The organism is Chryseobacterium ginsenosidimutans (genome assembly GCF_039536845.1).
Classification (GTDB): domain Bacteria; phylum Bacteroidota; class Bacteroidia; order Flavobacteriales; family Weeksellaceae; genus Chryseobacterium; species Chryseobacterium ginsenosidimutans_B.
The window spans coordinates 58,546-84,983 of the sequence record NZ_BAAAZJ010000005.1 but is presented as its reverse complement, the minus strand read 5'-3'; the positions used below and the strand labels follow the sequence as shown (position 1 = coordinate 84,983).

At 34.6% G+C, this 26,438-nt stretch carries 23 protein-coding genes and 1 tRNA gene; 10 read left to right on the top strand and 14 right to left on the bottom strand.

Going from position 1 to position 26,438, the window contains the following annotated elements; genetic code table 11:
- Window positions 1–119 precede the first annotated feature (119 nt).
- The gene (locus ABD745_RS07340; RefSeq protein WP_344827456.1) at window positions 120–518 is read right to left on the bottom strand and encodes a VOC family protein; all 399 of its coding nucleotides are present in this window, start codon (window positions 516–518) and stop codon (window positions 120–122) included.
- Window positions 519–672: 154 nt separating this feature from the next.
- On the opposite strand from ABD745_RS07340, the gene ABD745_RS07335 reads away from it, so the two are divergent.
- The 3 genes from ABD745_RS07335 (at window position 673) to ABD745_RS07325 (ending at window position 4,156) form a co-directional block, all read left to right on the top strand.
- Complete coding sequence (locus ABD745_RS07335; protein WP_344827454.1) at window positions 673–1,470, top strand: SDR family oxidoreductase; 798 nt, start codon at window positions 673–675, stop codon at window positions 1,468–1,470.
- 111 nt (window positions 1,471–1,581) lie between these two features.
- On the top strand, window positions 1,582–2,496 hold the full coding sequence (locus tag ABD745_RS07330; protein WP_344827451.1) for a helix-turn-helix domain-containing protein: 915 nt from the start codon (window positions 1,582–1,584) through the stop codon (window positions 2,494–2,496).
- A 409-nt stretch (window positions 2,497–2,905) separates the two neighbouring features.
- Window positions 2,906–4,156: a hypothetical protein gene (locus tag ABD745_RS07325; RefSeq protein ID WP_344827448.1), complete on the top strand. Its 1,251-nt coding sequence runs from the start codon at window positions 2,906–2,908 to the stop codon at window positions 4,154–4,156.
- A 67-nt stretch (window positions 4,157–4,223) separates the two neighbouring features.
- Here the strand turns inward: ABD745_RS07325 and ABD745_RS07320 are convergent, their stop codons facing one another.
- The 9 genes from ABD745_RS07320 to ABD745_RS07280 all read right to left on the bottom strand — a co-directional run bounded on the left by ABD745_RS07320 (window position 4,224) and on the right by ABD745_RS07280 (window position 13,058).
- Entirely contained in the window at window positions 4,224–5,300 is a 1,077-nt protein-coding gene (locus ABD745_RS07320; protein WP_344827445.1) for an alpha/beta hydrolase family protein, read from the bottom strand.
- Window positions 5,297–5,683, bottom strand: a complete 387-nt coding sequence (locus ABD745_RS07315) for a hypothetical protein (protein WP_344827442.1) — start codon at window positions 5,681–5,683, stop codon at window positions 5,297–5,299. The genes ABD745_RS07320 and ABD745_RS07315 overlap by 4 nt, the downstream gene beginning before the upstream one ends.
- Window positions 5,684–5,782: 99 nt before the next feature.
- Window positions 5,783–6,562, bottom strand: a complete 780-nt coding sequence (locus tag ABD745_RS07310; RefSeq protein ID WP_344827439.1) for a LytR/AlgR family response regulator transcription factor — start codon at window positions 6,560–6,562, stop codon at window positions 5,783–5,785.
- Window positions 6,559–7,503 carry a sensor histidine kinase gene (locus tag ABD745_RS07305; protein WP_344827437.1) on the bottom strand — a complete coding sequence of 315 codons (945 nt, stop codon included), beginning with the start codon at window positions 7,501–7,503 and terminating at the stop codon, window positions 6,559–6,561. Before ABD745_RS07305 ends, ABD745_RS07310 begins: the two co-directional genes overlap by 4 nt.
- 224 nt (window positions 7,504–7,727) lie before the next feature.
- Window positions 7,728–8,726 carry an NADP-dependent oxidoreductase gene (locus ABD745_RS07300; protein WP_344827434.1) on the bottom strand — a complete coding sequence of 333 codons (999 nt, stop codon included), beginning with the start codon at window positions 8,724–8,726 and terminating at the stop codon, window positions 7,728–7,730.
- Between the two features lie 2 nt (window positions 8,727–8,728).
- Window positions 8,729–9,496: an SDR family oxidoreductase gene (locus ABD745_RS07295; protein WP_344827430.1), complete on the bottom strand. Its 768-nt coding sequence runs from the start codon at window positions 9,494–9,496 to the stop codon at window positions 8,729–8,731.
- 161 nt (window positions 9,497–9,657) lie between these two features.
- Window positions 9,658–10,248: a TetR/AcrR family transcriptional regulator gene (locus ABD745_RS07290; RefSeq protein ID WP_344827428.1), complete on the bottom strand. Its 591-nt coding sequence runs from the start codon at window positions 10,246–10,248 to the stop codon at window positions 9,658–9,660.
- Window positions 10,249–10,933: 685 nt separating this feature from the next.
- Entirely contained in the window at window positions 10,934–12,061 is a 1,128-nt protein-coding gene (locus ABD745_RS07285; protein ID WP_344827425.1) for an NADH-dependent flavin oxidoreductase, read from the bottom strand.
- 103 nt (window positions 12,062–12,164) lie between these two features.
- The gene (locus tag ABD745_RS07280; protein WP_344827423.1) at window positions 12,165–13,058 is read right to left on the bottom strand and encodes a helix-turn-helix domain-containing protein; all 894 of its coding nucleotides are present in this window, start codon (window positions 13,056–13,058) and stop codon (window positions 12,165–12,167) included.
- A 447-nt stretch (window positions 13,059–13,505) separates the two neighbouring features.
- Between ABD745_RS07280 and ABD745_RS07275 the strand changes: the two genes are divergently transcribed.
- The 3 genes from ABD745_RS07275 (at window position 13,506) to ABD745_RS07265 (ending at window position 15,556) form a co-directional block, all read left to right on the top strand.
- The gene (locus ABD745_RS07275) at window positions 13,506–14,093 is read left to right on the top strand and encodes a Crp/Fnr family transcriptional regulator (RefSeq protein ID WP_344827420.1); all 588 of its coding nucleotides are present in this window, start codon (window positions 13,506–13,508) and stop codon (window positions 14,091–14,093) included.
- 502 nt (window positions 14,094–14,595) lie between these two features.
- Window positions 14,596–15,354 (top strand): SDR family NAD(P)-dependent oxidoreductase, encoded by a 759-nt coding sequence (locus ABD745_RS07270; RefSeq protein WP_344827417.1) that lies wholly within the window; start codon window positions 14,596–14,598, stop codon window positions 15,352–15,354.
- 76 nt (window positions 15,355–15,430) lie between these two features.
- A complete protein-coding gene (locus ABD745_RS07265; protein WP_344827415.1) occupies window positions 15,431–15,556 on the top strand; it encodes a hypothetical protein in 126 nt (41 codons plus the stop codon).
- Window positions 15,557–15,578: 22 nt separating this feature from the next.
- Here ABD745_RS07265 and ABD745_RS07260 read toward each other — a convergent pair.
- Window positions 15,579–15,650: transfer RNA gene (locus tag ABD745_RS07260), tRNA-Arg, on the bottom strand.
- A 576-nt stretch (window positions 15,651–16,226) separates the two neighbouring features.
- On the opposite strand from ABD745_RS07260, the gene ABD745_RS07255 reads away from it, so the two are divergent.
- Window positions 16,227–16,865, top strand: a complete 639-nt coding sequence (locus tag ABD745_RS07255) for an NAD(P)-dependent oxidoreductase (protein ID WP_344827412.1) — start codon at window positions 16,227–16,229, stop codon at window positions 16,863–16,865.
- A 117-nt stretch (window positions 16,866–16,982) separates the two neighbouring features.
- On the opposite strand, the gene uvrA is transcribed toward ABD745_RS07255, so the two are convergent.
- A complete protein-coding gene (gene uvrA, locus ABD745_RS07250) occupies window positions 16,983–19,775 on the bottom strand; it encodes an excinuclease ABC subunit UvrA (protein WP_344827409.1) in 2,793 nt (930 codons plus the stop codon).
- 1,023 nt (window positions 19,776–20,798) lie between these two features.
- Here uvrA and ABD745_RS07245 point away from each other — a divergent pair.
- Both ABD745_RS07245 and ABD745_RS07240 read left to right on the top strand, forming a co-directional pair.
- Window positions 20,799–22,610, top strand: a complete 1,812-nt coding sequence (locus ABD745_RS07245) for a TonB-dependent receptor plug domain-containing protein (protein WP_344827406.1) — start codon at window positions 20,799–20,801, stop codon at window positions 22,608–22,610.
- A gap of 74 nt (window positions 22,611–22,684) precedes the next feature.
- Window positions 22,685–23,401 carry a DUF2490 domain-containing protein gene (locus ABD745_RS07240; protein WP_344827404.1) on the top strand — a complete coding sequence of 239 codons (717 nt, stop codon included), beginning with the start codon at window positions 22,685–22,687 and terminating at the stop codon, window positions 23,399–23,401.
- An 82-nt stretch (window positions 23,402–23,483) separates the two neighbouring features.
- On the opposite strand, the gene ABD745_RS07235 is transcribed toward ABD745_RS07240, so the two are convergent.
- Window positions 23,484–23,930, bottom strand: a complete 447-nt coding sequence (locus tag ABD745_RS07235) for a phosphohydrolase (RefSeq protein ID WP_344827824.1) — start codon at window positions 23,928–23,930, stop codon at window positions 23,484–23,486.
- A gap of 200 nt (window positions 23,931–24,130) precedes the next feature.
- Between ABD745_RS07235 and ABD745_RS07230 the strand changes: the two genes are divergently transcribed.
- Complete coding sequence (locus tag ABD745_RS07230; protein WP_344827401.1) at window positions 24,131–24,535, top strand: DUF805 domain-containing protein; 405 nt, start codon at window positions 24,131–24,133, stop codon at window positions 24,533–24,535.
- 88 nt (window positions 24,536–24,623) lie between these two features.
- Here ABD745_RS07230 and ABD745_RS07225 read toward each other — a convergent pair whose 3' ends face one another.
- On the bottom strand, window positions 24,624–26,402 hold the full coding sequence (locus ABD745_RS07225) for an acyl-CoA dehydrogenase family protein (protein WP_344827398.1): 1,779 nt from the start codon (window positions 26,400–26,402) through the stop codon (window positions 24,624–24,626).
- Window positions 26,403–26,438: the final 36 nt, after the last annotated feature.

Here is a 26,438-nt window from a genome sequence, read left to right as displayed (position 1 = left end):
CGGTTTTTTATTGAAATTAATTGAAAATAACCGTTTAATCAGATAAATAAAAAAAGAGAGCCAAAAAAAGTTCCCTTTTTAATTTTTACATACTTTTATTGTTTCAATTTTGAGCAAAATCACATTCCAGGCCAATATAAAACGTTGAATTTGTGATCATCCGGATCAGAAAAAACAAAAGTATAACCTTTGCCAATTTCATAAGGTTCAGCAAAAAATTTTCCGCCCGCTTTTTTTATGATTTCAGTCCATTCATCTACTTCTTCCTTACTTTTGGCGGAAAGACTGAAGATAATTTCATTTCCGTTTTCTAAATCTGTTATTTCGACTTTAGTATTCTTCTGGAAAACATCTTTCAGAAAAAAATTAATGATAAAATTATTTTCACCGAAAGAAAAGCTTGTCAGCTCATCAGAATTCATAGAATTGTTTGATGTAAAACCTAATTCTGTGTAGAATTTTGTTGTGCGATTGAGATCTGCTACTGCGAGATTCGCCCATATCTGCTTTGTTTTCATATTCTTATATTTTGTTTGTAATTATAATAATGGATTATTTTGGAATGAAATTTTCAGACCATTTTCATTTTGGCTACATCTTTACCCGTTTTGGCAACTTTATCCTTTTTGCTAATCCGCAACTTTGTCCTGTAAAAATTAAACAAGTAAAAAAATGAAAACAATTTTCATCACAGGCGCCTCTACAGGACTAGGAAAAGCAACCGCAAAATTATTTCAAAACAAAGGATGGAATGTCATCGCAACGATGAGAAATCCGGAAGCTGAAACAGAACTTACTCAATTGGAAAACGTTACAGTGCTTCCATTAGATGTTACGAACTTAGAACAGATTAAATCAACAACAAAAAAAGCGTTAGAAATCAGCGATATTGATTTGGTTTTCAATAATGCCGGTTACGGATTAATCGGCCCTTTAGAATCTTTAACGGATGATCAGATCGTGAAACAAATTACGACCAATTTATTAGGAGTTATCCGCGTTACACAGGCATTTATTCCTTATTTCAGAGAAAAAAGACAGGGAATGTTTATTTCTACGACTTCAATTGGTGGATTATTAACCTTCCCGATCAGCTCAATTTATCACGCTACGAAATGGGCTTTGGAAGGATGGAGCGAAAGTCTAGCTTTTGAATTAAATACGTTGGGAATCGATATTAAAACAATTTCTCCGGGTGGAATTAAAACAGATTTTATCAGCCGTTCGTTAGACACAGGAAATCAACCGGAATATGCTGATTTGGTGAATACCATGTTTTCTAACACAGAAAGTATGATGGAACATGCTTCTGCACCGGAACTGATTGCAGATGTAGTTTATGAAGCTGCAACAGACGGTAAAAAACAATTGAGATATGTTGCTGGTGAAGATGCAAAAGCTTTGTATGCGCAACGTATCGAAATGGGTGCTGAAGCGTTCAGAGAGCAATTCGGAAAACAGTTTATTTAAATTTAATTTGGGTTTGAGAGTTTGAGTGCATGTAAATTTTAGAGTTTATTTCTAAGTATTTTACACACTCAAACACGATTACCCTAAAACATAATTTTGTAACTTTAGATCATGGAAAAGAAAGATAATTCTCCGATGAAAATTTCGTCTATTTCAGAACTTCATCAAATTTTGAATCTCCCAAAACCTCTTCATCCGTTAATCAGTTTGGTTGATAATACGAGTATGAGCGTGAATAAAGAAATGCTCAACCGGAGTTTTGTCCTAGATTTTTATAAAATATCCTATAAATTCTCTGAAAATGGGAAAATTGGATACGGACAGGGGTATTACGATTTCAATGAAGGCGGAATGATGTTCACAGCGCCAAATCAGATTCTGTTTACAGAAGAAGATGCTGAATATCATGGTTATACATTACTGATGCATCCAGATTTTATAAGAAATTATCCTTTAGCTAAAAACGTAAAAAAATATGGCTTCTTTTCTTATGATACCAATGAAGCGTTGCATTTATCTGATAAAGAGAAGAATACAGTTGTCGGTTTGTTGAACAATATTCTTGATGAATTGAATAATGCTATCGATGAAGTGAGCCAAGATGTGATTGTATCTTATATCGAAGTGCTATTGAATTATAGTAACAGATTTTATAAGCGTCAATTTATTACCAGAAAAGCCGTCAACAGTGATTTTCTTTCAAAAATGGAAGAGTTGCTGGAAGAATATTTTAATAAACAGGAAACACTGACAAAAGGACTTCCCACAGTAGAATTTCTGGCTTCGGAACTGAATCTTTCAACGCATTATTTAAGTGATATGCTTCGAAATTTAACCGGACAAAATGCGCAGCAACACATTCACGAAAAGTTGATTGAAAAAGCAAAAGAATATCTTACCACAACAAGTTTTTCTGTGTCGGAAGTGGCTTATCAATTGGGTTTTGAGCATTCTCAGTCTTTTAATAAATTATTTAAAAAGAAAACAAATACAACACCTTTAAGCTATAAACAGTCTTTTAATTAGGCAATATAATCTTACATAATACTTACTTTGTAGTCTCAACAGGAGTAAACTCGCACGATTTTCTAAAAGATTTAGAAAGACTTTCTCTTTTAGCGGTCTGAAATTATTACGGTTGTTAAAGAAGGCGTGGTGACTATATATTTGTAAAAAGGAATACGGAGAACGCCATTATTCAAGTGGAATGAAATTTTTGAAAATTTTATTAAAAAGACAGAGGCAGTAATATACTTATAGTGTAGCTGTAATAGGAAAAATATAATAGAAAATTCAATTAATATTTATTGTTGGTACCTCCAAGTATATTGTAGTCTAAATTTAATACATAATTAATGCTGACGTTATCCAAATAAAAAGAGAATCTGATAGTTTCGCAAGCAATAATAAACTATTAAAACACATTAAATTAATCATGATTCAAAGACAAAAACTCCTTGGATGGATGCTTATGCTTGCAGTAACAGGTATCGGATGCCAGAATAGTGAAATTGCTTCGGCTTCAATGGAAGAAGAGCTTTCTTCAAAACTCAACGTCAATAAAGTGGCTACGGACGTAAGTGTCAATGCGTATGTGGATACAAGTACCTACATTAATTCTGGCTTTAGCTTTCTAAACCCATCTCAGATCGATAAAAATCGTCAGGCTATAGGCGGAAATTCTTACACCGAGGTTTATGGGTTCAATATCCCTGAAGAAAACAGAGTAAGAGGAATCCGTTGGAATACCGATGATGAAACTACATCGATCTGGAGACCCCAAGGAATTGCAGGATTTACCAAAGATGGTATTCGTTATCTCTTGGTAAGCTGGTATGCAAAAGATGATGCTGAGTATAAAGGCTCCCGCATTACTCTTATTGACATCAGCCCAAGTTCAAGTACTTATCTGACGTATCGTCATATTCTGTTGGTACAGCCTGATATTCCGGCAAATACAACAACCTATTCACAATATGGTTCTTACGCTCCATTGAATGTACATGCCGGCGGGATTGCCTATTTTAAGGGTAAAATATATCTCAGCAGTACGAATTTGGGTGTTCGGGTATTTGATTTGAATAAAATAATTGAAGTAAGTACAGGTGACACGACCAATGACAAATGTGGTAAAGATCCCAATGGTAATTTATTCGCCTTCAATTACCGTTATATATTACCTCAGATAGGGTATCAAAAAATCAACAATGCCAATCCTTTTTCCACTATTCAGGTCAATGAGGAAGGAACTCAGTTCTGGACGGGGCAATACTATGCAGGCAGTGCGGATGCTGCCATTGTTCCTCAGGTCTTTGGTTTTCCTGTTGACGCGAATGGAACACTTCAAAATACAGGAATTGTCACAGTAATCCCAAAGAATAGTCTTTTTACAGATAATCATGCTCATGGAATACAAGGGGTATTCCGAAAAGGGAACAGAACATGGCTTTCATGTACAGGATCTCCAAGCAATTCTTATGGCTCAAATGCAAGATTAGCCCGTTATACCGATGGAGCCGATGATACTGTACGTTACCGATGGCCGTATGGAGCCGAATCCCTCTACTATGAATCTCAATATGGCTATCTGTGGAGCCTGACGGAATTTGAGCCCAATGCTGGAGCACAGAATGGAAGTCAGGTCAATCGATGCATATTTGCGGTTGACTTTTCTAAATATGAATAGCAGAAATGCATTAACAATACTACTTTTTATTTGTCAAATTATTTTTTCAGTAGGATGTTGCTATACATTAATTACAGTAGCTACCTCTCGGATTAGTACTGCTTCCGCATTGAAACTGATATTTACCTTGCAGATATTTCGGGGTAGGGTTGTCGGTGACTTCAAGTGGAGTCATAGATTGTCCGTTGTAAGAAGGCATTATAATTTGTGCTGTAGAGCCATTACCTAAAGCTACATTTTTGGCATTGGCATTTCCATTGAAGCTGTAATCCATCATGGCATCTAAAAGACGATAGACTCCATAATAATCTAATGCGTCAAAAGCACTGCGGGAACTTGGCATGGCATGATCCGTTACATAATTATATCCGTTAATAGTGGACGATTTAAAATAGATAAAATCTTTTTCAGCGTTGGTAATATTGATGTTTTTAAAAATATCAATTGCCATCCGGTGATCATTTACATCATCTTCGTCATAGACCTGTGTTATCATTTTAGTATTGGCAGGAAAGCTCTGTAATTGCTGTTGGGTGGTCAATGGGCTGTTCCAGTTAAAAGAATACCACGGTGCCATGGTAAAAAGAAAACGGCCATTCTGTCCCCATCCTTTTTCTGTAAATGCTTTATAGGCAAGATCGATGCTTGCTCCACCGCCAAAAGAATGTCCCATAAATCCTACTTTTTGAGTATCAATTATATTGGGATAATCTGCAGCAGCCTTTATGAATCCTTCCCATAGGGTTTGGTAGCGGTGATCAACACTGATATCGATCGTACGGTAGGGTACAAATACGACTGCATAGCCTTTCTTTGCAATAAAATTATACAGCTCTATATTGTAATCCTTATCCTCACCACCAAATGGGTGTGAGAAGAATATGGTAGGTCTGGGAGAAGTGATCCCTTTCGGATAAAAAATTGAAACCTGCGTTCCTGCATATTGGGGATTGTTAAAAGTAACTTCTTCTACCTCATAACTACCATCCGCACCATATCCTGACGTAGGTTTTTGTATAGGTCCCTGAAGGCTGTTACCGGGTCTTGCCTGTAAAGCCGCTTCATCATTATCGTTACTGCTTTGGGAACACGCTGAAGTGGTAATAAAAATGATCATTACCCATGGATATAATATTTTTTTCATTTTCTTTTCTCTTTAAATTTTTGAACCATTTGATCTTTAAGCTCCTGATATTTTTTATATTGTCCTGCATCCAGAATTTGGCTGAGTGCATCAGATTTTTCTTTCTGGAAGGCTTTCAGTTTTTTGAATTTAGCCAGTTTGCCTTCATTACTTTGAATAACGGGGTCGTTTTTTTGAGCATATTGAAGGTTAAGAGCATAGACCTGCTGGACTTGCGTAGTATTTAAGGCTAACTTAGTTTTCATCCACTCGGTCTGCATCTTTGCACGCTGTTCCGGAGTGCTGTCCTTTAATTTTTTTGTTTGTGCCGATAAGCTTGTAAATGCCGTACATAAAAAAGCTGTTACAAGAAGAAGCAATTGTTTTTTTTGTTTTAAAAGCATCTTGGAAAAATTTAGTTTTTAATGAAACAAATGTAGCAATACCTATGATCTCCGTTAAGATAAAAAAAGGTGAACCTGCTAAATTCCGGGGTGAAATTATTATTGATCCAGCCATTTTCTAAACTGCATTGCTTTTGCTTTACTGACAAGTACTTGTTCCTGAGGTAATGGATGTATTTTGACAAGCAGTCTTCCATTAAAAAAATATTCAACGGTATCTATCGCATTTTTGTTGATAATGAACTGGCGGTTAGCCCTGAAAAATGAGGTAGGGTTCAGCTCTCGTTCCAGTTGTTCCAATGTAAATTCCGTTACGTATTGCCTGCCATCTGCCATCTGTACATATACAATCTCGTTAGCGGTATAAAACCAATTGATTTTAGCCGCTTCTATGGGGATAAGCCTACCGCAATAATGGATCAGAAAGGATTTTTTATACTGCTTCGTTGCAGACTGGAGCTGTTGCAGAAGGGCTGCTGTTTTGGTCTGTTCCCTCTTAAAATCAGCAGCAATAAGGGTGTTATATTTAAATAGAGTCCGCTGTATTTCTTCCTTATCAAAAGGTTTTAAAACATAATCAATACCATTGTTCCGAAAGGCCTCAATAGCATAATCATTATATGCCGTAACAAAAATGACAGGCTTTTTGATGTTTATTTGTCTGAATATTTCAAATGATAATCCATCCGAAAGCCGTATATCTGAAAATATCAGATCATAATCACTACTATTATTCGTCAGCCAGTGTACTGATTCTGTTATACTTTGTAATGTTACAATAATTTTAATATCCGGATTAATTTCTTGCAGGATATATTCCAGATTTCTTGCTGTTGCCGCTTCGTCCTCAATGATTATAATATGTAAATTTTGTGTCATAACAGCGGAAGTTTTACCATAAAATATTCTTTGGTCTGATGTATTTCTATCTCATGATGAGTTTGTAACTTGTATCTTTCATTCAGGTTGGCAAGTCCAAGGCCGGTTCCTTCTGTTTCACTGATGGTAAGCTGAAGATTGTTTCGGATAATGAGCCATTCATTCTCTTCATAAATATCTATCATTAACGGATGTAAAATTGTAGCTCTATTATGTTTAACTGCATTTTCTACCAGGGGTTGCAGTGATAAATGAAGAATATGTTTGCCTAAAACACCTTCGTTGATATTGATCTGAATCTGAAAGGTATTTTCGAGCCGCATTTTCACCAACTGAAGATACGACTCCAGATGCTGAATTTCTTTTTCCAAAGATACCAGCTCGTTACCTGAGTGTACCAATGTATACCTGAAAACTTTGGAGAGGTGCAAAATATACGTTTGCGCAAGCCGGGGATCCTCCCTTACGATGGCAGAAAGGCTACTCAGAGTATTGAAAAGGAAATGTGGGTTTAGCTGTTCCTGAAGTAATTGCAGCTGGGCCTGAAGGTAGGAGGTATGCAGCTGTTCGTTGATCAGGTCTTTATTTCGGCTTTCACGCATCAGAAGAATAAGACGGATAACTACGGCAACCATTATGCTGCTGAGTAAAAAGCGTGCAAAATATCCTCTTATCCTGCCTCCTGGAAGCTGGACAGTTCCAAATAGTAAAGAATGGATAACGCTTCCAAGCATAATGGTTGTCACAACCAGCAAGGTGTTGAATGCGTATAGTTTAAACCACTGTCTGTTTTCTCTGAATACATTAAAAAGCTTGCCTCTTGAGAGATTAACATGCAGCAGTACCAGGCAGAAAATCATATTATATAGAAACTGAAAACCATATTCCCAGATATTGAACTGCCAGTAACGGGCAATGATTCCATCGCCATTAAGGGCCATCAGTTTTGCTGAATTGACCACCAGAGTAATCAATAAGGCACTATATAAATATATTTTTCTCTCATTTTTAATCATTGGTACAAAGAAAGGAAAATATTAAATCCGATGATATAATAAAGCGCTGAAACTGGAAAACTAGAGGGTGAAAAAATTTAATATCTAATCAATCTAAAAATGTTTCATAAAGACTATACAAATTTTGTCTCAAAATATTTGCAAGTTGATCATTTTACTTTAATCACCACTTTTCCTTTTGCACGTCCGCTTTCAACATATTCCAATGCTTCATTGGTCCGTTCAAAAGTATAGATCTTATCAATCACAGGTTTGATAAGATCAGCCTCAATAAGCTTAGTGATCTTCTCTAGCTGGTTTCCATTGGCCTTCATAAATAAAAAAAAGAAATCGACATTGTGTTTTTTTGCTTTTCTTCTGATGCTTAAACTAAGTAATGATAATATAATCTTCAAATACCAAGGCAGTCCAATTTCGTTTGCAAACTCCGGCGTTGGCGGACCAGAAATGGAAATTACCTGACCTTCCGGTTTTAATATGTTGATTGACTTTTCTAAAGTTTTGTTATCCTGACTATTGAGTACAACATCGTAATCTTTAAGAATCGTTTCAAAATCCTGCGTTTTGTAATCAATCAGAAGATCTGCGCCTAAAGTCTTCAATAGTTCGAAACTTTTTGCACTTGCGGTAGTTGCGACAGTAGCTCCCAAATGTTTTGCAAGCTGAATCGCGATAGTTCCCACGCCACCTGATCCTGCCTGGATGAATACTTTCTGCCCTTTCTTCAAGTTTACATTTTCAACCAATGCTTGCCAAGCAGTCAATGCCACCAGTGGGATAGAGGCAGCTTCTTCCATCGTTAGGTTTCTTGGTTTGAGTGCCACATCACTTTCATTAATGGCAATATATTCTGCAAAAGTTCCGATGCGAAAATCCGGTACTCTTGAGTAGATCTCGTCACCAACTTTAAATTTCTTCACATGTTTTCCAGCTTGTATAACTATTCCTGCAACATCGTGACCCAAGATCAATGGAAATTTGTAAGGCAACAACAATTTGAACTCTCCCTTTTTGATTTTAGAATCCAGAAGATTTAAACTCGCTGAATGAACCTCTACCAAAACGTCATTGTCACCGACTTTTGGTGTCGGGGCATCTGCAAGCTGGAGACCATCTTTGGTGTATTTGTTTATGATGTATGCTTTCATTTTTAATTTTTTAAAAGTTGATGACTCTGTTTTGGATTAATGATATTAAATGCAATTCCTGGAAAGAATCTATTGATAAAATTAAAGATTTTTGAATCACCCACACGAATGGTGTAATGATCTTTTAACAAACCATTGATAAGCCCTTCGACCATCTTTTCGGAGGTGATCTTCTTATCCTTTCTTTCCGCGGTCATTTCAGTAGCCACAAGTGGCGGGATCAGTTCAAATATTTTCACTTTACTTCCAATGATCTTTAAATGCTCACGAAGTGATGTCGTATAAAATGCAAGCGCAGTTTTAGAAGAAGAATAAGTTGCTTCAATTAATGAGGGAGCCATACTCAATATTGAGGTGGTGTTGATGATAGCCGATTCATTTCTGGATTTAAGCATATCCAGGAAGAGGTTGTTTAGCCTTATCACGCCCAGATAATTGACTTCCATCTCATAGGCTGCACCTTCAAGGTGCTTATCATTTGGAATGCCCAGATTTGATGGTGAAACGAGGACACCTGCATTATTATACAGGATATCAATTCCTCCTAATTCTTTCACTCTGTTAAAAAGGGATTGGGCATCAGCTTCTTTCCCGGCATCGCTTTGTATGGCAGTGATGGATGGAAATGACTTTCTGACCGCATCCAGTTTTACTTGATTTCTCCCCGTAACGATCACTTTAGCACCAATGGCTAAGAACTGTTTGGCAGCTTCAAGTCCGATGCCTGATGCGCCTCCTGTTATCAGGATGGTTTTTCCTTTTAATTTCATAATATTTTGATTTATGTTAAAAAAATTAATAAGTCAATTGTTCTATGATTGGATTGACCAAACTGTGTATTTGTTTGCTGTCTCCAACCGGAAATTAATTTGTTTTTTATAGTAATGTTTATTTAAAAATATACTAAAAAGTATATTTTTAAATAAAAAAATTAAACTCTGTATTGCTCTAATTCTGCTTTAAGACTTTTTATTAATGAATGCATGGGCTTCATAGTATCCATTGTCCGGCACATCACAATACCACCTTCTACAGATGCTACCAGCTTGAATGCAAAAACAACTGGGTCGAGCTTAGAGGAATATTCTCCTTTTTCAATACCATCCTTCAGAATGGTAGTAAGTCTCTCCTGACCAAAACGGATCAATCCTGCCACTTTTTGCTTAATTACCGGAAAATTGTCATCCGCTTCAACAGCAGTGTTGAATATAGGACATCCTCCTGAAATATATGTATTTATCGGGTCTTTATAAAAATCCAGAAAGGCTGAAATTTTCGCTTTGGTGGTCTTGGCATTGAATACTGCCAGACTCATCCGGTCTGAAACTTTTTTCAGCATAAGGTCTACTACTTGATTTGTTAGATCGTCCTTGTTTTCAAAATGACCATAGAGACAGCCCTTTGTCACTTTAGTTTCAGCTAGAACATCATCAATATTGACACCTGAAATACCTTTCTTGTTATATAAAGGTATAGCTGTTTCGAGAATAAATTGTTTGGTCTTTTCTGCTTTTGTTAACATAGCTTGTTAAATTGCATTGCAAATATACTAAAAAGTATATTACATTGCGCTTTAAAAAAAAATATTTTAACCAAAAGAACTAAAACGAGTATATCTATGGACACGTTCATAGATGATTTCGTTCGTTAAGCAAAACAAAACAGGCATTACTAAGCTTTTTTCTAATCTTTGATTTTATATGCCAAGGCAAGCACTCTATTTAAATACTTTAGCACCATGATTGCTTATGGATTTTATAGAACACATAAAACAACAGATTTCACTTTCTCAAATAGCATCTGATAGTTTGACAAAAGCAATTCACAGGAAAAGTTTTGCGAAAAAAGAACTTATACTTCCTGATCTTTTTCAAAATAGCTATCCTCTATTTTTGGAATTTTTTTACCATTGTTCCTGAAACGTTCAAAGTTCTGTCAATGAATTGTGTCTTTTAAAACCGGTTAGAGTGTTTAAGAATAAAATCGAAGTCTTAAATGTTTAGTTTTAAGTAGAAGTCTTCTGATGAAAATCAAAAGACTTCTACTTATTTTTCTACTTAAAGTGAATTTTTTTCTATGCTATTTTCCACTCAAATGAGATGAAATCCGGGTATATTGATCGAACCTTGTCTTAAATTGAAACCATTAAAATTAAGTTTTATGACAATTTTACTTCAATATTTTTTATTTATTAAAACAGTCTTTGATTATTCTGTTACTTGAAAAAATCCTGTAGCTACATTAATGAAAGCTTGTAGTTTTTTAGGTACAGCAAGTTCATCGGCTTTCGACATACTAAGAATTTCATCAGCTTTCTCTCCCTTAGATAAAAGATTTACCCAATTTGGATTGATGATTAGTGCATGTCCGATGGCGACCATAGATAATCCTAAGTTTATTGCTTCAATAGCATCAGGAGCCTGGTAGATGCCCCCGGCAGAAATTACAGGAATTCTTTCACCTACATGATCGAGTATCAATTTGAGTATAGTGGTATCTCCGTTTTCTTCATCAATTGGTTTTTGATACAGCAGGCTGAACAATGAAACGTGCAGATAGTCTATACCTGATTCAATTAATTTGTCAATAAAGGGAAATGTATCTCTTACCCTGTAACTTTCCGGCTCTTCAGGAGATATTCTAAATCCTATCAGAAATGGTCTGTCTGCATACTTTTTGATAACGTCCTGAATTTCTTTAATCACGGCTAAAGTAAAGTTCATACGTTTTTCTGCAGATCCGCCCCAATAGTCAGTTCGTTGGTTATAGTATGGCGAGAAGAAATTCTGTAACAGAAACCCGTGCGCCCCATGCAGTTCTATTCCGTCAAAACCCGCTTCTATAGCTCTTCTTGTAGTTTCTCCGAAAGCTTTTATCATTTCGAGGATTTCATCGTGCGAAAGCTCATGTGACACCACACCACCTTCGTAAAATGCTGATGGTACCAATGCCACGGCGCTTGCACTGACAGGAACATTATCCGGAATAAGTTCCAACACGGCCTTGTTTCCTGCATGATAAATCTGAAGTATCGCCGGAGCGCCGTTTTTCTTTGTAGCAATAGCCAATTTTTTAAGACCGGGTAGAAAAGAGTCATCATAAGAAGCATATTCATTAGGAAACCCAATTCCGTTTGCCATTACCCGGGTACAACCTGTAATCACCATTCCCACGTCTGCACTGCGGACCGCGTAATGTCTGATTTCATCATCCGCCACGGTATAATCATCGTTACTTGCCCAGGTTGTCATTGGTGCCATAGCAATCCTATTTTTGGTTTCTATTCCGTTTTTAAAGCGAAAGGTCTCGAATAATTGTTGTGTTTCTGTATTCATTATAATTTATTTTTAGAGTTCAATATTGTTGATTGTCCTAGATTAAGGCAAATGCATAGCTAACCCCAGTTTCCCGAAGGTTAAAAATGCTTAAAAAATGAATTTAATTTGAACGGTTGTCTTTGAAAACATTAGGCGGAATTCCTACCTCTTTTTTAAATAATCTCGCAAAATAATTTGGATTCTCAAATCCCAAAGAATAAGAGATTTCCGATATATTCATCTTGCCTTCTGTTAAAAGATTTTTAGCTTCTTTAATTAAATGTATATGTATCAGCTCAAGAGCTGTTTTTCCGGTTTCCTGTTTTAAAAGGTCACTCAGATAACGGGGAGATACATTAAATTTTTCTGCCATGTAAGAAACCGTTGGAAGCCTGTATTCATGTACTTTCTTTTCATTGTAATAATCATTAAGCAATTGCTGAAATCTGCTGGCATAAGCGCTGATGGTTTCAATGCGGTTGATAAACTGCCTCTTGTAAAAACGTTGTGAGTATGTAAGCAGAGTTCCAAGATGAGCTAAGAGAATCGGTTTGCTGTAATCATCTGTATTATTGTATGATTCCTTATGCATGGTACGTACAAGATTCCAGATTGTTTCTTCTTCGCTTGGTGCCAGATACAAAGCTTCGTTGGTCTCATAATCGAAGTAACCATAACTTTTAATGTCCTTGAATAAGGCTGTACCAGTTAAAAAATCTTCCTTTATTGTAATCAGAAAGCATCCATCCTCTGATTTTACATTTTTGAAGGTAACGGTCTGATGTGGTTTGAAGAAAATCATTTTGCCACGTTCGTGGTCGAATTCTTTTTTACCGTAAGTAATACTACCTGATATAAATTTCTGAAAAGAAATGATATAAAAATCCGCTGTAAAAATCATATCATCAATACTGCCGTCGCTTTTGTGCCCAAAAGTGATTCCGAACAAAGGATGTTCAGGGATTTCAACTCCAACGTCTCTGCTGAAACTGCTGATATCATTATAATGTTTCATTGCTGACAATTAATTGATTAATAATTTATTTGACAAATTTCTGATTTTAAAACGATAATATACGGATACAAAAGTAGTAGGTAATAGCACATTTTTACGAAAGATGATTTATTGAGACTTATTACATATCTCCAGTTTTTTTAATGATGAGAATAAAAAAAACATGGTTACAAAGGGATGATTGTAAATATTTAGAGTGCCGGTTATTCAAATATTACATAAAAGTATAATATTCATTTGGCGTAGAATTGTATTGAAACCCAAAGCGTTTTAATTTGTGGAATTACTATTTTTTAGGAAAAGTTGATACTTCTATATTTTTTTAATAAAGAAAATTATAATGGCATTTATTAGCTGTAAATTTATGGTAGTGTATCTCAAATTTTAGAATATTTATTTTTTAGTTTATCGGATAGTTTAAGTAAATTGCGATAAATTACTTAAACGATGTCTGATTTTCCAGTGTTTTTCGATTACATAGAAAAAACATCAGGCAAACTGCTTTCAGAAGACGATAAGCGTTTGTTGATGGCACATTTCAAACCTAAAAAGCTTCGAAAACGACAATATTTTTTACAGGAAGGGGATGTATGTAAATACATTGGGTTTATTGTAAGAGGATCTGCCAGAACATTTGCGGTAGATGATAAGGGACATGAACACATACTGAAACTATCTGTGGAAAATTGGTGGCTGGCCGATTTTGAAAGCTTTTACCTGTTAACTCCCAGTCGTTTTAATATTGAAGCACTGGAGCAACTTGAGATATTACAGTCAAGTAATGCTGAAATTGAGCAGTTTCTAAAGCATATTCCCGCCTTTTCAGCGATGGCGAATGTTATCAATCAAAATTACACTATTGCAGCTCAAAAAAGAATGCTGGCCTCAAATAGTTATACGGCTGAAGAGCGGTACGAGGAACTTGTCAGAAGTTATCCTCATTTCCTACAACGGTTTCCACAGAATATGATCGCTTCATATCTGGGTTTATCACCGGAAACTTTGAGCAGGATAAAGAAAAACTTTTTAAAATAATTTCTTTTTATAAACGTATAACTCATAATGAATGGCGACTAATAAAATTAAAGGTTATATATCAGCTTTTTCCCTGAATGAGAACTTTTTATAATAATCAGCCAGGAAACCACGTAAAACATAGCAATTCTAAATTCATCAATCTTTATCAATCATATTCATGGGTTTTCATATTAAACCTATTGGTTTTTCAATTTGCTTTCTCTGCCAATTTCCTACCTAAAAAACGTTTTGCTCGAATAGAATATTTGGTCTATAAGTAATTTTATGCAGTTTTGATATTGACAGTTTCTGTTTCCTTAGTTTTCCAATACTATCTTAATTTACAATATTACAATTAGTTATCAGATCAATTTGATTTACGTCACCAACCTGACTTGATCCATATCAAGCCTACTTAATGATGTATGTCAAATAATATTTCATCACAGGGTTGCATCTTTGTACAAGTTTCAGAACAAAAATCTGAAGAATATTAACGGACAAAAATAGTCATAAAAAAATGAGTAAATTAAAAAACAAAGTAGCAGTAGTTACAGGTTCATCACAAGGAATAGGTGCATCTATTGCCAAACACTTTGCAGCAGAAGGTGCAAAGGTTGTTGTAAATTATGCTTCAAGCAAAGAGAATGCTGATAATGTAGTGAAATCTATAACAGATAATGGTGGCATGGCCATAGCTGTACAGGCTGATGTATCAAAAGAAGCCGATGTAATAAGACTGTTTGAAGAAACAAACAAGGCTTTCGGAACCTTAGATATTTTGGTAAATAATGCAGTTGCCCAAGGATATGCACCTATTGAGCAAATATCGATAGAAGCTTTTCATCAGAGTTTCAATGTTAATGTGTTAGGGCCTATATTGACAATCCAGGCGGCTTTGAAATTGTTTGGCGATAAGGGTGGCAATATCATTAATATCAGTTCAGGCGCAAGCAAATATCCTCTTCCGAATGCCTCTTTGTATTCTTCAACTAAGGCGGCATTGGATGCCTTCACCATTGCATTATCGAAAGAATTAGGTTCAAAGAATGTTCGTATCAATTCTATTTTGCCGGGTGCTACAGAAACAGAGGGTGCGACAAGTGCAGGCGTTACCAAGGGAAGTGATTATGAAAAAATGTTTGTTGCCAATACACCACTTGGCCGTAGAGGTCAGCCCGAAGATATTGCGAAAGCTGCGGTATTTTTGGCTTCTGATGATGCAGCCTGGATTACAGGAGAACAAATTAGCGTCTCTGGCGGTATGTTTGGTTTTTAAAAAACATTGAAAAACTGAAGCTATTGGTATGTTATAGCATAACACTAGCCACTAATCGATTCTTAAATATTTAACTATGGATACAATAGGAATTCTTGGAGCGGTTAATATTGGCAGGGCAGTAGCATCACAGTTGTTGGTGAATGGTTTTCAAGTTCTGATATCAGTAACAGTAAATAAAAATGGCTCCATTTTAATCTAAAATTGAGCCATTTTGCTGTTTGTGGTCCCACCAAGAATCGAACTTGGATCTAAAGTTTAGGAAACTTCTATTCTATCCATTGAACTATAAGACCATAGTCATCCAAAGTTATTAATTTAGTTGTGAAAATATTAGAAATAATGAGAGATGAAAGAATCTGCTCTTTAGGAGCAGATTCAGTAGATAAATACATCTCATTTTTTTAATTAGACAACAATAAAAAAGCACAGCCGACAATGCTGTGCTTAAATTTTTATAAATTTAATTGCAATTTCAAAGCTGAAAAAAGCAAAAATTGATTTCATTTCAGATTTATTACATAGTAAATGTAGGAATAAATTTCTTACCAACAATGAATTAAATGTTAAAATTCACAAGTTATTAACAATTTTTTGTGGATAACTTTTATTTGAATATTTACCGAATAAATTACTTGTAAAATATTAATAATTAAGTTCCTGCAAAATAATTAGTTATATAAAGGAAAATTCTTATCTTTAAGTCATTAAAATCTCTTTATAAATATTATCCAATAATTCAGGCATAATTCTATTGCTTGAAACTTAAGGTTCAAATTCATGAGCCTGAACAATCTACTATTTTAAATTAAAAAATCAAAAAGGCAAAATTGTCGTTTTGAGATTTTTCAATCAATTATAAAGAGAATATTATGAAAACAAATAGAATTGCCGTAATAGGCGGAACAGGGAAATCGGGAAAATATCTTGTTCAAAATCTTTTAGATAAAAATTACCCAATCAAATTATTATTAAGAAATCCCGAGAATTTTATACTTAAAAATCCCTTGATACAAATAGTTAAAGGAGATGCAAGAGATTATGAATCAATCGATAATTTAATTAAAGACTGCACTGTTGTCATAAGTACTTTGGGACAGCCAAAAGGGGAGGAATCTATCTTTGGTGATGCTTCAAAAAACATTATTAAAGCAATGGATTTTTATGGGATTAAAAGATATATTGTTACAACAGGTTTGAATGTAGATACACCATTTGACCACAAAAATGAAAAAGTAAAAATGGCAACAGACTGGATGTATCAAAACTATCCGAAAACAACAGCAGACAAACAAAAAGAATATGAAATTCTCACAGAAAGTGACTTAGACTGGACTTTGGTAAGGCTTCCAATGATTAATTTAACCCCGGAAAGTTTTCTGACAGAAACAAACCTGGAAGATTGTAAAGGAGAAAATATCAGTGCAACAGATCTTGCGGAATTTTTGGTTTCCCAAATTGATGATGAAACTTTTATTCAAAAAAGTCCGTTTTTGTATACTATTTTTTAAACACTAATGTCACAAATACTTTTTACAAATTTAAGATCGTGCTATTCGTGTAAAAATTAATATAATTTGTCTTTAAACAAAACAAAAAAGAGAGTCAATTTTGACTCTCTTCTTATTTTAATTCACCAGCTTTTCTTTAATATACTTCGCTGTATGAGATTTTTTATTTTTTGCTAAATCTTCAGGAGTTCCTGTAAAAACAACTTCTCCACCATATTTTCCGGCTTCAGGACCGATATCGATAACGTAATCGGCGGATTTTATAATATCCGGCTGATGTTCAATAACAATCACAGAATGTCCTAAATCTATCAATGCCTGCAAAGATTTCAATAATTTCTGAATATCATGAAAATGCAGTCCGGTTGAAGGTTCATCAAAAATAAATAAAGTTTTATCCGTCGTAACACCTTTTACAAGGAATGAAGCCAGTTTTACACGCTGTGCTTCACCGCCGGAAAGGGTAGAAGAACTCTGTCCCAGCTGTAAATATCCCAAACCAACATCCTGTAAAGGTCTTAATTTGGTCACAATTTTATCTTCCTTATTATCTTTAAAAAACTCTAAAGCTTCATCAACAGTCATGTGAAGAATGTCCGAAATGTTCTTCTCATCAAATCTCACCTCCAGAATTTCATTTTTGAACCGGGTTCCTTTACAAACCTCGCATTCAAGCTCGATATCTGCCATGAACTGCATCGAAACATTGATCACACCTTCACCTTTACACTCATCACATCTTCCGCCATCAACATTGAAAGAGAAATGTTTTGGCTTATATCCCATCATTTTTGATACTTTCTGTTTTGCAAAAAGATCTCTGATGTCGTCGTAAGCTTTTAAATACGTTACAGGATTCGAACGGGAAGATTTTCCGATCGGATTTTGGTCTATCAATTCAATATGTTTGATGAGCTTTTTAGGAAATTCCACAGAATCATAATCACCTTTTTTTCCGCCCATTCCCAATTGAATCTGGATGTCATTCGTAAGAATTTCTTTCATTAAAGTAGATTTCCCACTTCCGGAAACTCCTGAAATTACCACAAGATTTTCCAAAGGAACATCTACATCAATATTTTTAAGATTATTTTGACGGGCTCCTCTTATGTTGATCCATTCTTTTGCCTTCCTACGCTTTGCCGGAACTTCGATTTCCAATCTGCCTGTAAGATATTTTGAAGTTAAAGTATCTGCATTTTTCAGTTCTTTATAATCACCTGAAAAAACCAATTCACCACCTAGATAACCCGCTTCCGGACCGATATCAATGATATAATCTGCGGCTTTCATCACGTCTTCATCGTGTTCTACAACGATTACCGTATTTCCAAGATCGCGAAGGTTTTTTAGCACACCAATTAAGTTTTCCGTGTCTCTTGAGTGAAGACCGATTGAGGGTTCGTCCAAAATATAAATAGAACCCACCAAAGAACTTCCAAGACTCGTTGCTAAGTTAATTCTCTGACTTTCACCACCTGAAAGGGTATTTGAGGTTCTGTTCAATGTTAAATATCCTAAACCTACCTTTAATAAAAACTCAAGGCGGGTTGTGATTTCATATAATAATCTTTTGGCAATTTCCTGATCGTGAACAGATAGTTTTAAGCTGTTGATTAGAGGGAAAAGCTCATCCAAAGGAAGCTCGATCATCGACTGGATATTGTATCCGTCAATTTTCACCCAAGTCGTTTCTTCACGCAGTCTTAAACCTTCGCAAGTCGGACAGAGCGTTTTTCCGCGATAGCGTGAAAACATGACACGATACTGTATTTTGTATAAATTTTCCTCAAGCATTTTGAAGAAATTATCAATTGACGGGAATGTGCTTTTTCCGTCTCCTTTCCAAAGGTATTTTTTCTGTTCTTTGGTTAATTGATGATAAGGCTTATGAATAGGGAAGTCTTTCGCTTTTTTAATGAAATCTTTCTTCCATTCGCTCATGCTTTCACCTTTCCATGATGCAACGGCATCTTCGAAAATAGACAATGTTTTATTCGGAATTACCAAATCTTCATCAATTCCGATCACTTTTCCGTAACCTTCACAAGTCGGACAAGCTCCGTAAGGATTATTAAAACTGAAAAAATGAACATTAGGTTCCAGAAATTCTATTCCGTCAAGCTCAAATTTATTGGAAAATTCTTTGGTTTTTCCTGTCTCAGCATCTTTTAATGAGCAATATCCACGACCTTCATAGAAAGCCATCTGAATAGAATCTGCCAGACGTTGAAGGAAACTCTCATCTTCTTCATAAGAAAAACGGTCGATTACCAGATTGATTTCCATTCCCTTTTCCGGTGTGAAACCAAAACTCTCTAAATCTTCGATTCCGGCAACATTTCCATTGATTTCCAATCGTGTGAAACCGGCAAGCTTTAAAATATTTAGATTTTCCCCAAAATTGGCAGCATCATATTCCAACGGCGCTGTCAATAAAAATGAAGTATCTTTTTTAGACGCTTTAATGAAATCTACCACATCAGTCACCGAATCTTTTTTCACTTCTTCACCCGAAACAGGAGAAAATGTTTTCCCGATTCTCGCAAAAAGAAGCTTCATATAGTCATAAATTTCCGTCGAAGTTCCCACAGTTGATCGTGGATTCGAAGAAATTACTTTCTGCTGGATAGCGATGGAAGGTGCCAAACCTTTAATATCATCAATTTTCGGTTTTTCTAATTTTCCCAAAAACTGACGGGCGTAAGAGCTTAAACTCTCAACATATCTTCTCTGTCCCTCTGCATAAATGGTATCAAAAGCCAATGAAGATTTTCCGCTTCCGGAAACTCCTGTAATGACGATGAGTTTATTTTTCGGGATAAGAACATCTATGTGTTTCAGATTGTTAAGATGTGCATTCTTAACGAAAATCTGCTTTTTAATATCTATATCTGTTGTATTAGCCATAGTAAAATTAAGACTAACAAAATTACGAATTTTTAGTGGATTTTTTATGATTTAAGTTAGATGAAATTTGAGTGATTAATATTTTCATTTTGGACTTAAAAATATTAAGATTTGGCTTTGCTTTTTGGGTTGAATAAATATGATTTTATTAATTATACTTAGAGCCTGTTTAAATTTTATATTACAAATTTTTGTAATCTTATTTTAAATCTGCTTTTTATATTTCTTGAAAATGAAGGCTTTTGTATTGAAAGACTTAAGACCTCTTTCAAGCGTAATCCGCTATTCTTTTTAACGCAAAGATTATATTTACATTCCGCATCATTTTTAGAAGGCAAAGGCAAATAAAATTTGCTTCGCGAAACATGAAAACAGTACTTCATCAAACCAACTTGTTGATTCATCTTTGCTCACTTTATACTAAGTGCTGTTGAATAAATCTTTGCGTTAAAAAATCAGCAGTAAATTTTAAAATGTTTGAATCAAATTTAAACATACTCTTAAAGGTTTATTTTATCGAAAGGTTTATTTTTCAATATAAACATTACAAATATGCTTTATAATTAATACAAAATTGTTAAAATTTAAAATGTTTTTAAAGACTTGCAATCGGTCTTTTATAGACAAAAAATTAAACAATATTTTGGTTTGAAAATGAAAAACTCGTATTAATGATAATTTAATACTGTGAAAATTTAAACAGTTATTAATTTGAAAATATTATTCATCGCATATGACTGATTCTCAATGTTAAATTTTATGATTTTTATGTTTTTTTAAGTTCGAAGTATTGTTTTGTATTTTAAAATTTGTTAAAATTGTATTCATAAATATGTAATAAAGAAATGAGAAAATTATTCAGAGATCTTGTTACACATTTAATGAGAAAAAGATAACGAAATTACTCCCAGGAAGATGCAGCCGAAAACTGCATCTTTTTTTATGACAACTATCATTTGTATGTCTTCCCGAACTCCACTACTTTTGGGTTCACGAAACTAACTGAGAATAATTCTGATAAATATGATTAAAAAAGTAGGAAGCATCTTTTTCCTTGGAACATTGTTTTTTGCACACGCACAGGAAAAATCAACTGATATTGACAGTATTGAGATCCAGGGAAAATTAATTTCTATTCCTTATAAAATTGCCAACCAAAACATTACCGTTATTACAAGAGAAGAAATCGAAAATTCTCCTGCAAAAAGTATTGACGAGATCCTTCAGCAAGTTCCGGGAATGGATATCAGAAGGAGAGGAGCAAACGGTGTTCAAAGTGATATTGCTTTTCGCGGAAGTTCTTCTGAGCAGGTTCTTTTACTTTTAAACGGAATCAGAATGAGTGATTCTCAAACAGGTCACAATTCTATGAATTTGCCGATCGATCTTGAAGATGTTGAAAGAATAGAAGTAATAAAAGGTCCTGGAGCAAGACGTTTCGGACAGAATGCTTATGCCGGAGTAATTAATGTCATTACAAAAACTCATATCGGAAAAAGAATAAAAATAAGCGCAGAAGGCGGAGATTATGAAACCTATGGTTTTGGATTGAATGCTCAATTAGGAAATGAAAAATTTTCAAATTCTCTTCAGGCAAATTCCAATTCGTCTCAGGGGTATATGTACAATACGGATTATGAGATCAGAAATATTTTTTATCAGAGTAAATTAAATATAAAAGACGGAGACATCAGATTGCAGGCTGGTTTCTCAGAGAAAAGATTTGGTGCAAACGGATTTTATTCCTCTCCGAAAGCTGTGGATCAATATGAGGAAACACAGGCTTCTGTGGTGAGTCTGGCGCATCAGCAGACGTTCGGAAACCTGAAAATTCACTCTAATGTATATTGGAGAAGAGGGCAGGATATGTATTTGTACAACAGAGAAAAACCTGAAATCTACAGAAATATGCACATTGGAAATAATGTAGGCGGAGAAGTGAATTCCAGTTATCAATGGGGATTGGGAACGACAGGAGTTGGTGTGGAACTGAGAAAAGAATTTCTGGCAAGTAATAATTTAGGAGACAGAAATCGTTTTGTTTCGCAGGTTTTCTTTGAACATCATTTTTCTTTATTCGACAAAAAATTAAACATCAGTCCAGGAATTTCATGGGCAAATTATTCTACTGTAGGAAACTTTTTTTATCCAGGTTTAGATGTTGGCTATAACTTTAACCAAAACAATAAAATTTACGGAAATATTTCCAGAGTTTCCAGAGTTCCTACTTTTACCGATCTTTATTATAAAAGTAATACTGAGGTTGGAAACCCAAATTTATTGCCTGAAAATGCAGTTTCTGCAGAAATTGGATATCAATATCAGAGTAAAAATATTTTAGCTAAAGTAAGTGGTTTTCTGAGGGACTCTCATAATTCTATAGACTGGACAAAAATATCGTTGAATGATCCTGTTTGGTATGCTCAGAATATTGGCGATACAAGCAGTAAAGGAGTTGAATTTGAACTTAATCACCGACTCAATAATTGGTTAAAATATTCGATCGGATATACTTATTTGGATAATAAATTAAATTCTGTCGGCGAATTTGCTGCAAGATATCTCTTGGATAACCTGAAGCATCAGTTTATTGCAAAATTAGAAACAAAATTCCTCAAAAACTTTACCAACGAACTTGTTTACCGATATAATCAGAGGATGAATAACGGAAGTTATAATCTGTTGGACGAAAAATTAAGTTTTGTTAAAAAAGAAATTTCAGTATATGTTTTAATTAATAATGTAACAAATACTTCATATACAGAAACTTTTGGAGTTGCAATGCCGCAAAGATGGTTCCATATTGGGTTTTCTTACAATATTAATATTAAGTAAATGTTAATGAATAATGAATTAAAGTTAATATTACGAAATTGTTAATTCATTTACATTTGCAAAAATTTTTTTAGATGAAACTGTTTTTAAGCTTAAGCTTACTTTTGAGTATTACATTTTTCAAGGCACAGGAACATATTTCCGGATTTGGTGCGGTAACTTTAACTTATAAGTTTCATCCGAAATTTTTCCTTTATGCTGAAGGTCAAATGAGAAGTATTGAAGAATTTACTTATCCTGATTATTATGAAATAAAAGGTGGATTAGGATATTATCTTACCAAAAATCATAAACCTTTTATCGGTTTGGGAAGATATGCAACTTATAAAGAGCATGCAATCAACAAAGAAGAATTCAGAGTTTGGCTTCAGGATGTAATCGATATTAAAAAAGGTATTGTAAAATTTGAAAACCGTCTTCGTGCAGAGAAAAGTTGGTTCTACGAGCCTCAGACGGATAAAAGTTCACAAAGAATGCGTTACCGTTACCGTTTGAATGTAAGTGTACCTTTAAACGCAAAAGAAGTGAAAAAGGGAACTATTTTCGCGAACGTATATGATGAGATTTTCCTTGTAAGTCCGATGAAGCCTACTTTCGCGAGAAACAGAGTTTATGCGGGAGGAGGTTATCAGATCGATAATAGTGTTGGAGTTGCAGCAGGATATCTTTGGCAAAGAGAATTTAATGCATCCTCAAACCAAAATTTTCATTTCCTATATGTTGCTTTAAACATCAATATCGATGGTACAAATCACCCTGTGAAAACGTATGATTATCCAGGTGCAGATTAAGAAACAATTCTCTTATAATCATTTCTAAAAATAAAAATAAACCTTCCTAAAATCAATCTGATTGAAAGAAGGTTTATTTTTTTTAATACTTATCAATCAGATAATGATAAGCTTTTAAATATTTATTGAATCTTTTGATGTCTTTTGGCGTTAATTCCCGGTTCACTCTTCTCAAGTCCATATTATCACGAAGATCATTTAATTTTACGGCAACAGCAAGAGGAGAACGTTCTGTTCTTTTTACAAAATCATCATATTCTTCATCGGGATCGAATTTTGTAAGACAGCTTATTGCGAAAATGATATACTCAGGAAAACCTTCACCCCTTAAATAATCCAGACTGAATTCTACAGGATGATCTTCCACAACATCGTGTAAAACGCCTACGATTTTTTCATCCAATGTTTTACCATATTCCATGACCCGCATTACGTGGGCGATGTATGGAACGTGATATTTGTCGGTTTGACCTTTGTGTGCCTTATCGGCTATTTTTATTGCTCTGTGGAGCATTTCGTCTTTTGTCATTTCATGTAAAAGTAGATCACAAAAGTAAAAAATATCTTCCATTCTTTTTCCTAAAAATTTTCTGTTATGATGTTTTTCTTTAAATAAATTTCAGCAAGTGAAAAATTTTATATTTCAATAAAATGAGATTTTTATTCGTAAAAAGTATTGGTATTAAAAAAAATCTTTATTTTTGACTTTAACAATAAAACAAAATAACTATGAAATGGTATTTAAAAGTATTAAAGCAGTACGCTGATTTTGATGGAAGAGCAAGAAGAACAGAATACTGGATGTTTTTGTTATTCAATATGATTTTTGCAATTATAGCAGCAATACTGGATAATGTTTTAGGATTGAAGTTTACACCGGAAGTCCCTTACGGATTTATTTATTTGCTTTATGCATTGGCTACTTTTATCCCTGGTTTAGCGGTATTCGTTAGAAGAATGCACGATATTGATAAAAGTGGATGGTGGTTTTTCATAGGTCTTATTCCGATTATTGGTGGAATTTGGCTATTGGTACTTTGTGCTACTGAAGGAACACCGGGAAGAAATCAATATGGAGTAAATCCTAAAGAAAATTATAACGAAATAAATGAAATTGGAGAAAAGCAATTGTAATTTCAAAAAAAATCCCGAAAGTAAATTTCGGGATTTTTTGTTTCAGAAATCTGTTTCAGTATAAATGAAACGCTTTCATTAAATTATTTTAGTAATGTCCTTTTTCAATATAATGTGCAGCAACTTTTTCAGTTAACGCCACTACATTCGGACTATTTGTATATTTCGTAAATCTTCTTAATCCTGAAAGCATCATTCTTTGTTCGTCTCCTTCCGCAAAAGAAACAATTCCTTCTTTTGCAGCAGCAATAATTTTATCAATGGCTTTGTAAAGGTTTAGTTGAGCCATTGCAGCTTCCACAGAATCAGCAGAGAAATGTTTTTCTGCTCTTAAAATTGCAGATTCTGCCATGTAGATCTGGTTAAGAATTTCAGATGCATTCAATAATAAATGTTGCTGTTTTTCAATATCCATCATATATTTTTGAAGAGCAGCACCGGAAACCATTAAGAAAACTTTCTTAAGATTAGCAATAATTGCTTTTTCTTCGCTCATAAATGCTGAATAATCAGGAACTTCGAATGACGGAATTCCCATCAATTCTTTGCTAATCGCCATTGCTGGAGATAGAAGGTCTAATTCTCCTTTCATTGCTCTCTTGATTAACATTCCAACTGCTAGAAGTCTGTTGATTTCGTTGGTTCCTTCGTAAATTCTTCCGATTCTGGCATCTCTCCACGCAGATTCCATTGGGGTATCTTCAGAGAATCCCATTCCACCATAGATCTGAATTCCTTCATCTGCTGTATTTTGAGTTAAGTCTGAAACAAAAACTTTAAGAATAGAAGCTTCTACTGCAAATTCTTCAACACCTTTTAATTCAGCTTGTTGATGATCCATTCCTCCGGCAACCAATTCTGCAATTTTATCTTCAACATTTTTTGCTAAACGGTAAGATCCTGCTTCACTTACAAAAACTCCTGTTGACATTTCAGCAATTTTCTTTCTGATCGCTCCGAAAGTTGAAATAGAAACACCAAACTGTTTTCTTTCATTTGAATACTGAATAGAGTGGTTTAAAATTCTTCTCTGTCCGTCAAGGTTTGCCGCAGCTAATTTAATTCTACCGACATTTAAAGCGTTTAAAGCGATTTTGAAACCGTTATTTCTTTCACCCAACATATTCTCTACAGGAACCTTCATATCATTGAAGAAAACCTGACGCGTAGAAGAGGAACGAATTCCTAATTTATGCTCTTCCTCACCAAAAGTCAAACTGTTTGGATCTTCTAATTCTGAACGGTTGATTACAAAACCAGTAATATTTTTATCATCATCAATTTTTGCAAATAAAGTGAAAGTATCTGCAAAACCTGCATTTGAAATCCACATTTTTTGTCCGTTGATGATGTAATGTTTCCCATCTTCAGATAATCTTGCTCTTGTTTTTCCTGAGTTTGCATCAGAACCAGCATCCGGCTCTGTCAAACAATACGCTCCGAATTTTGTTCCTGTCGCCAAATCCGGAAGATATTTCTTTTTCAATTCTTCACTTCCGTAAAGAAGAGTAGGAAGAGTCCCGATTCCGGTATGAGCTCCGTAAGCAGTGGCTAATGAACCGTTTCCTCCTGAAACGTAATCACAAGCCAACATTGTGCTCACGAATCCCATTCCAAGACCGCCGTATTCTTCAGGAACGGTGATTCCAAGAAGTCCCATTTCTCCTAATTTACGCATTGTTTCTTCAGTCAGTGCATAATCTTTTTTCTCAAAACGATCGTGTTGCGGAACAACTTCTCTATCAATAAATTCTTTTGCTGAATCACGAAGCATTTTTTGCTCTTCAGAAAGTTCTTCAAGACTGAAAATTTCGTTTGCAGGAATTTCCTTGATCAGGAATTCTCCTCCTTTTACTATATTTCCCATTTAATATTTAATTTTTTTCTTATTAAGGAAACCTTC

Coding starts and splice junctions, on each gene's coding strand:
- ABD745_RS07290 (WP_344827428.1), bottom strand. CDS start 10,248: ATGTTAACAAAAGCAGAAAAGACCAAACAATTTATTCTCGAAACAGCT.
- uvrA (WP_344827409.1), bottom strand. CDS start 19,775: ATGGCTAATACAACAGATATAGATATTAAAAAGCAGATTTTCGTTAAG.
- ABD745_RS07235 (WP_344827824.1), bottom strand. CDS start 23,930: ATGACAAAAGACGAAATGCTCCACAGAGCAATAAAAATAGCCGATAAG.
- ABD745_RS07245 (WP_344827406.1), top strand. CDS start 20,799: ATGATTAAAAAAGTAGGAAGCATCTTTTTCCTTGGAACATTGTTTTTT.
- ABD745_RS07300 (WP_344827434.1), bottom strand. CDS start 8,726: ATGAAAGCATACATCATAAACAAATACACCAAAGATGGTCTCCAGCTT.
- ABD745_RS07240 (WP_344827404.1), top strand. CDS start 22,685: ATGAAACTGTTTTTAAGCTTAAGCTTACTTTTGAGTATTACATTTTTC.
- ABD745_RS07225 (WP_344827398.1), bottom strand. CDS start 26,402: ATGGGAAATATAGTAAAAGGAGGAGAATTCCTGATCAAGGAAATTCCT.
- ABD745_RS07230 (WP_344827401.1), top strand. CDS start 24,131: ATGAAATGGTATTTAAAAGTATTAAAGCAGTACGCTGATTTTGATGGA.
- ABD745_RS07315 (WP_344827442.1), bottom strand. CDS start 5,683: ATGCTTTTAAAACAAAAAAAACAATTGCTTCTTCTTGTAACAGCTTTT.
- ABD745_RS07305 (WP_344827437.1), bottom strand. CDS start 7,503: ATGGCCCTTAATGGCGATGGAATCATTGCCCGTTACTGGCAGTTCAAT.
- ABD745_RS07320 (WP_344827445.1), bottom strand. CDS start 5,300: ATGAAAAAAATATTATATCCATGGGTAATGATCATTTTTATTACCACT.
- ABD745_RS07340 (WP_344827456.1), bottom strand. CDS start 518: ATGAAAACAAAGCAGATATGGGCGAATCTCGCAGTAGCAGATCTCAAT.
- ABD745_RS07330 (WP_344827451.1), top strand. CDS start 1,582: ATGGAAAAGAAAGATAATTCTCCGATGAAAATTTCGTCTATTTCAGAA.
- ABD745_RS07275 (WP_344827420.1), top strand. CDS start 13,506: ATGTCTGATTTTCCAGTGTTTTTCGATTACATAGAAAAAACATCAGGC.
- ABD745_RS07280 (WP_344827423.1), bottom strand. CDS start 13,058: ATGAAACATTATAATGATATCAGCAGTTTCAGCAGAGACGTTGGAGTT.
- ABD745_RS07285 (WP_344827425.1), bottom strand. CDS start 12,061: ATGAATACAGAAACACAACAATTATTCGAGACCTTTCGCTTTAAAAAC.
- ABD745_RS07325 (WP_344827448.1), top strand. CDS start 2,906: ATGATTCAAAGACAAAAACTCCTTGGATGGATGCTTATGCTTGCAGTA.
- ABD745_RS07270 (WP_344827417.1), top strand. CDS start 14,596: ATGAGTAAATTAAAAAACAAAGTAGCAGTAGTTACAGGTTCATCACAA.
- ABD745_RS07295 (WP_344827430.1), bottom strand. CDS start 9,496: ATGAAATTAAAAGGAAAAACCATCCTGATAACAGGAGGCGCATCAGGC.
- ABD745_RS07335 (WP_344827454.1), top strand. CDS start 673: ATGAAAACAATTTTCATCACAGGCGCCTCTACAGGACTAGGAAAAGCA.
- ABD745_RS07310 (WP_344827439.1), bottom strand. CDS start 6,562: ATGACACAAAATTTACATATTATAATCATTGAGGACGAAGCGGCAACA.
- ABD745_RS07255 (WP_344827412.1), top strand. CDS start 16,227: ATGAAAACAAATAGAATTGCCGTAATAGGCGGAACAGGGAAATCGGGA.
- ABD745_RS07265 (WP_344827415.1), top strand. CDS start 15,431: ATGGATACAATAGGAATTCTTGGAGCGGTTAATATTGGCAGGGCAGTA.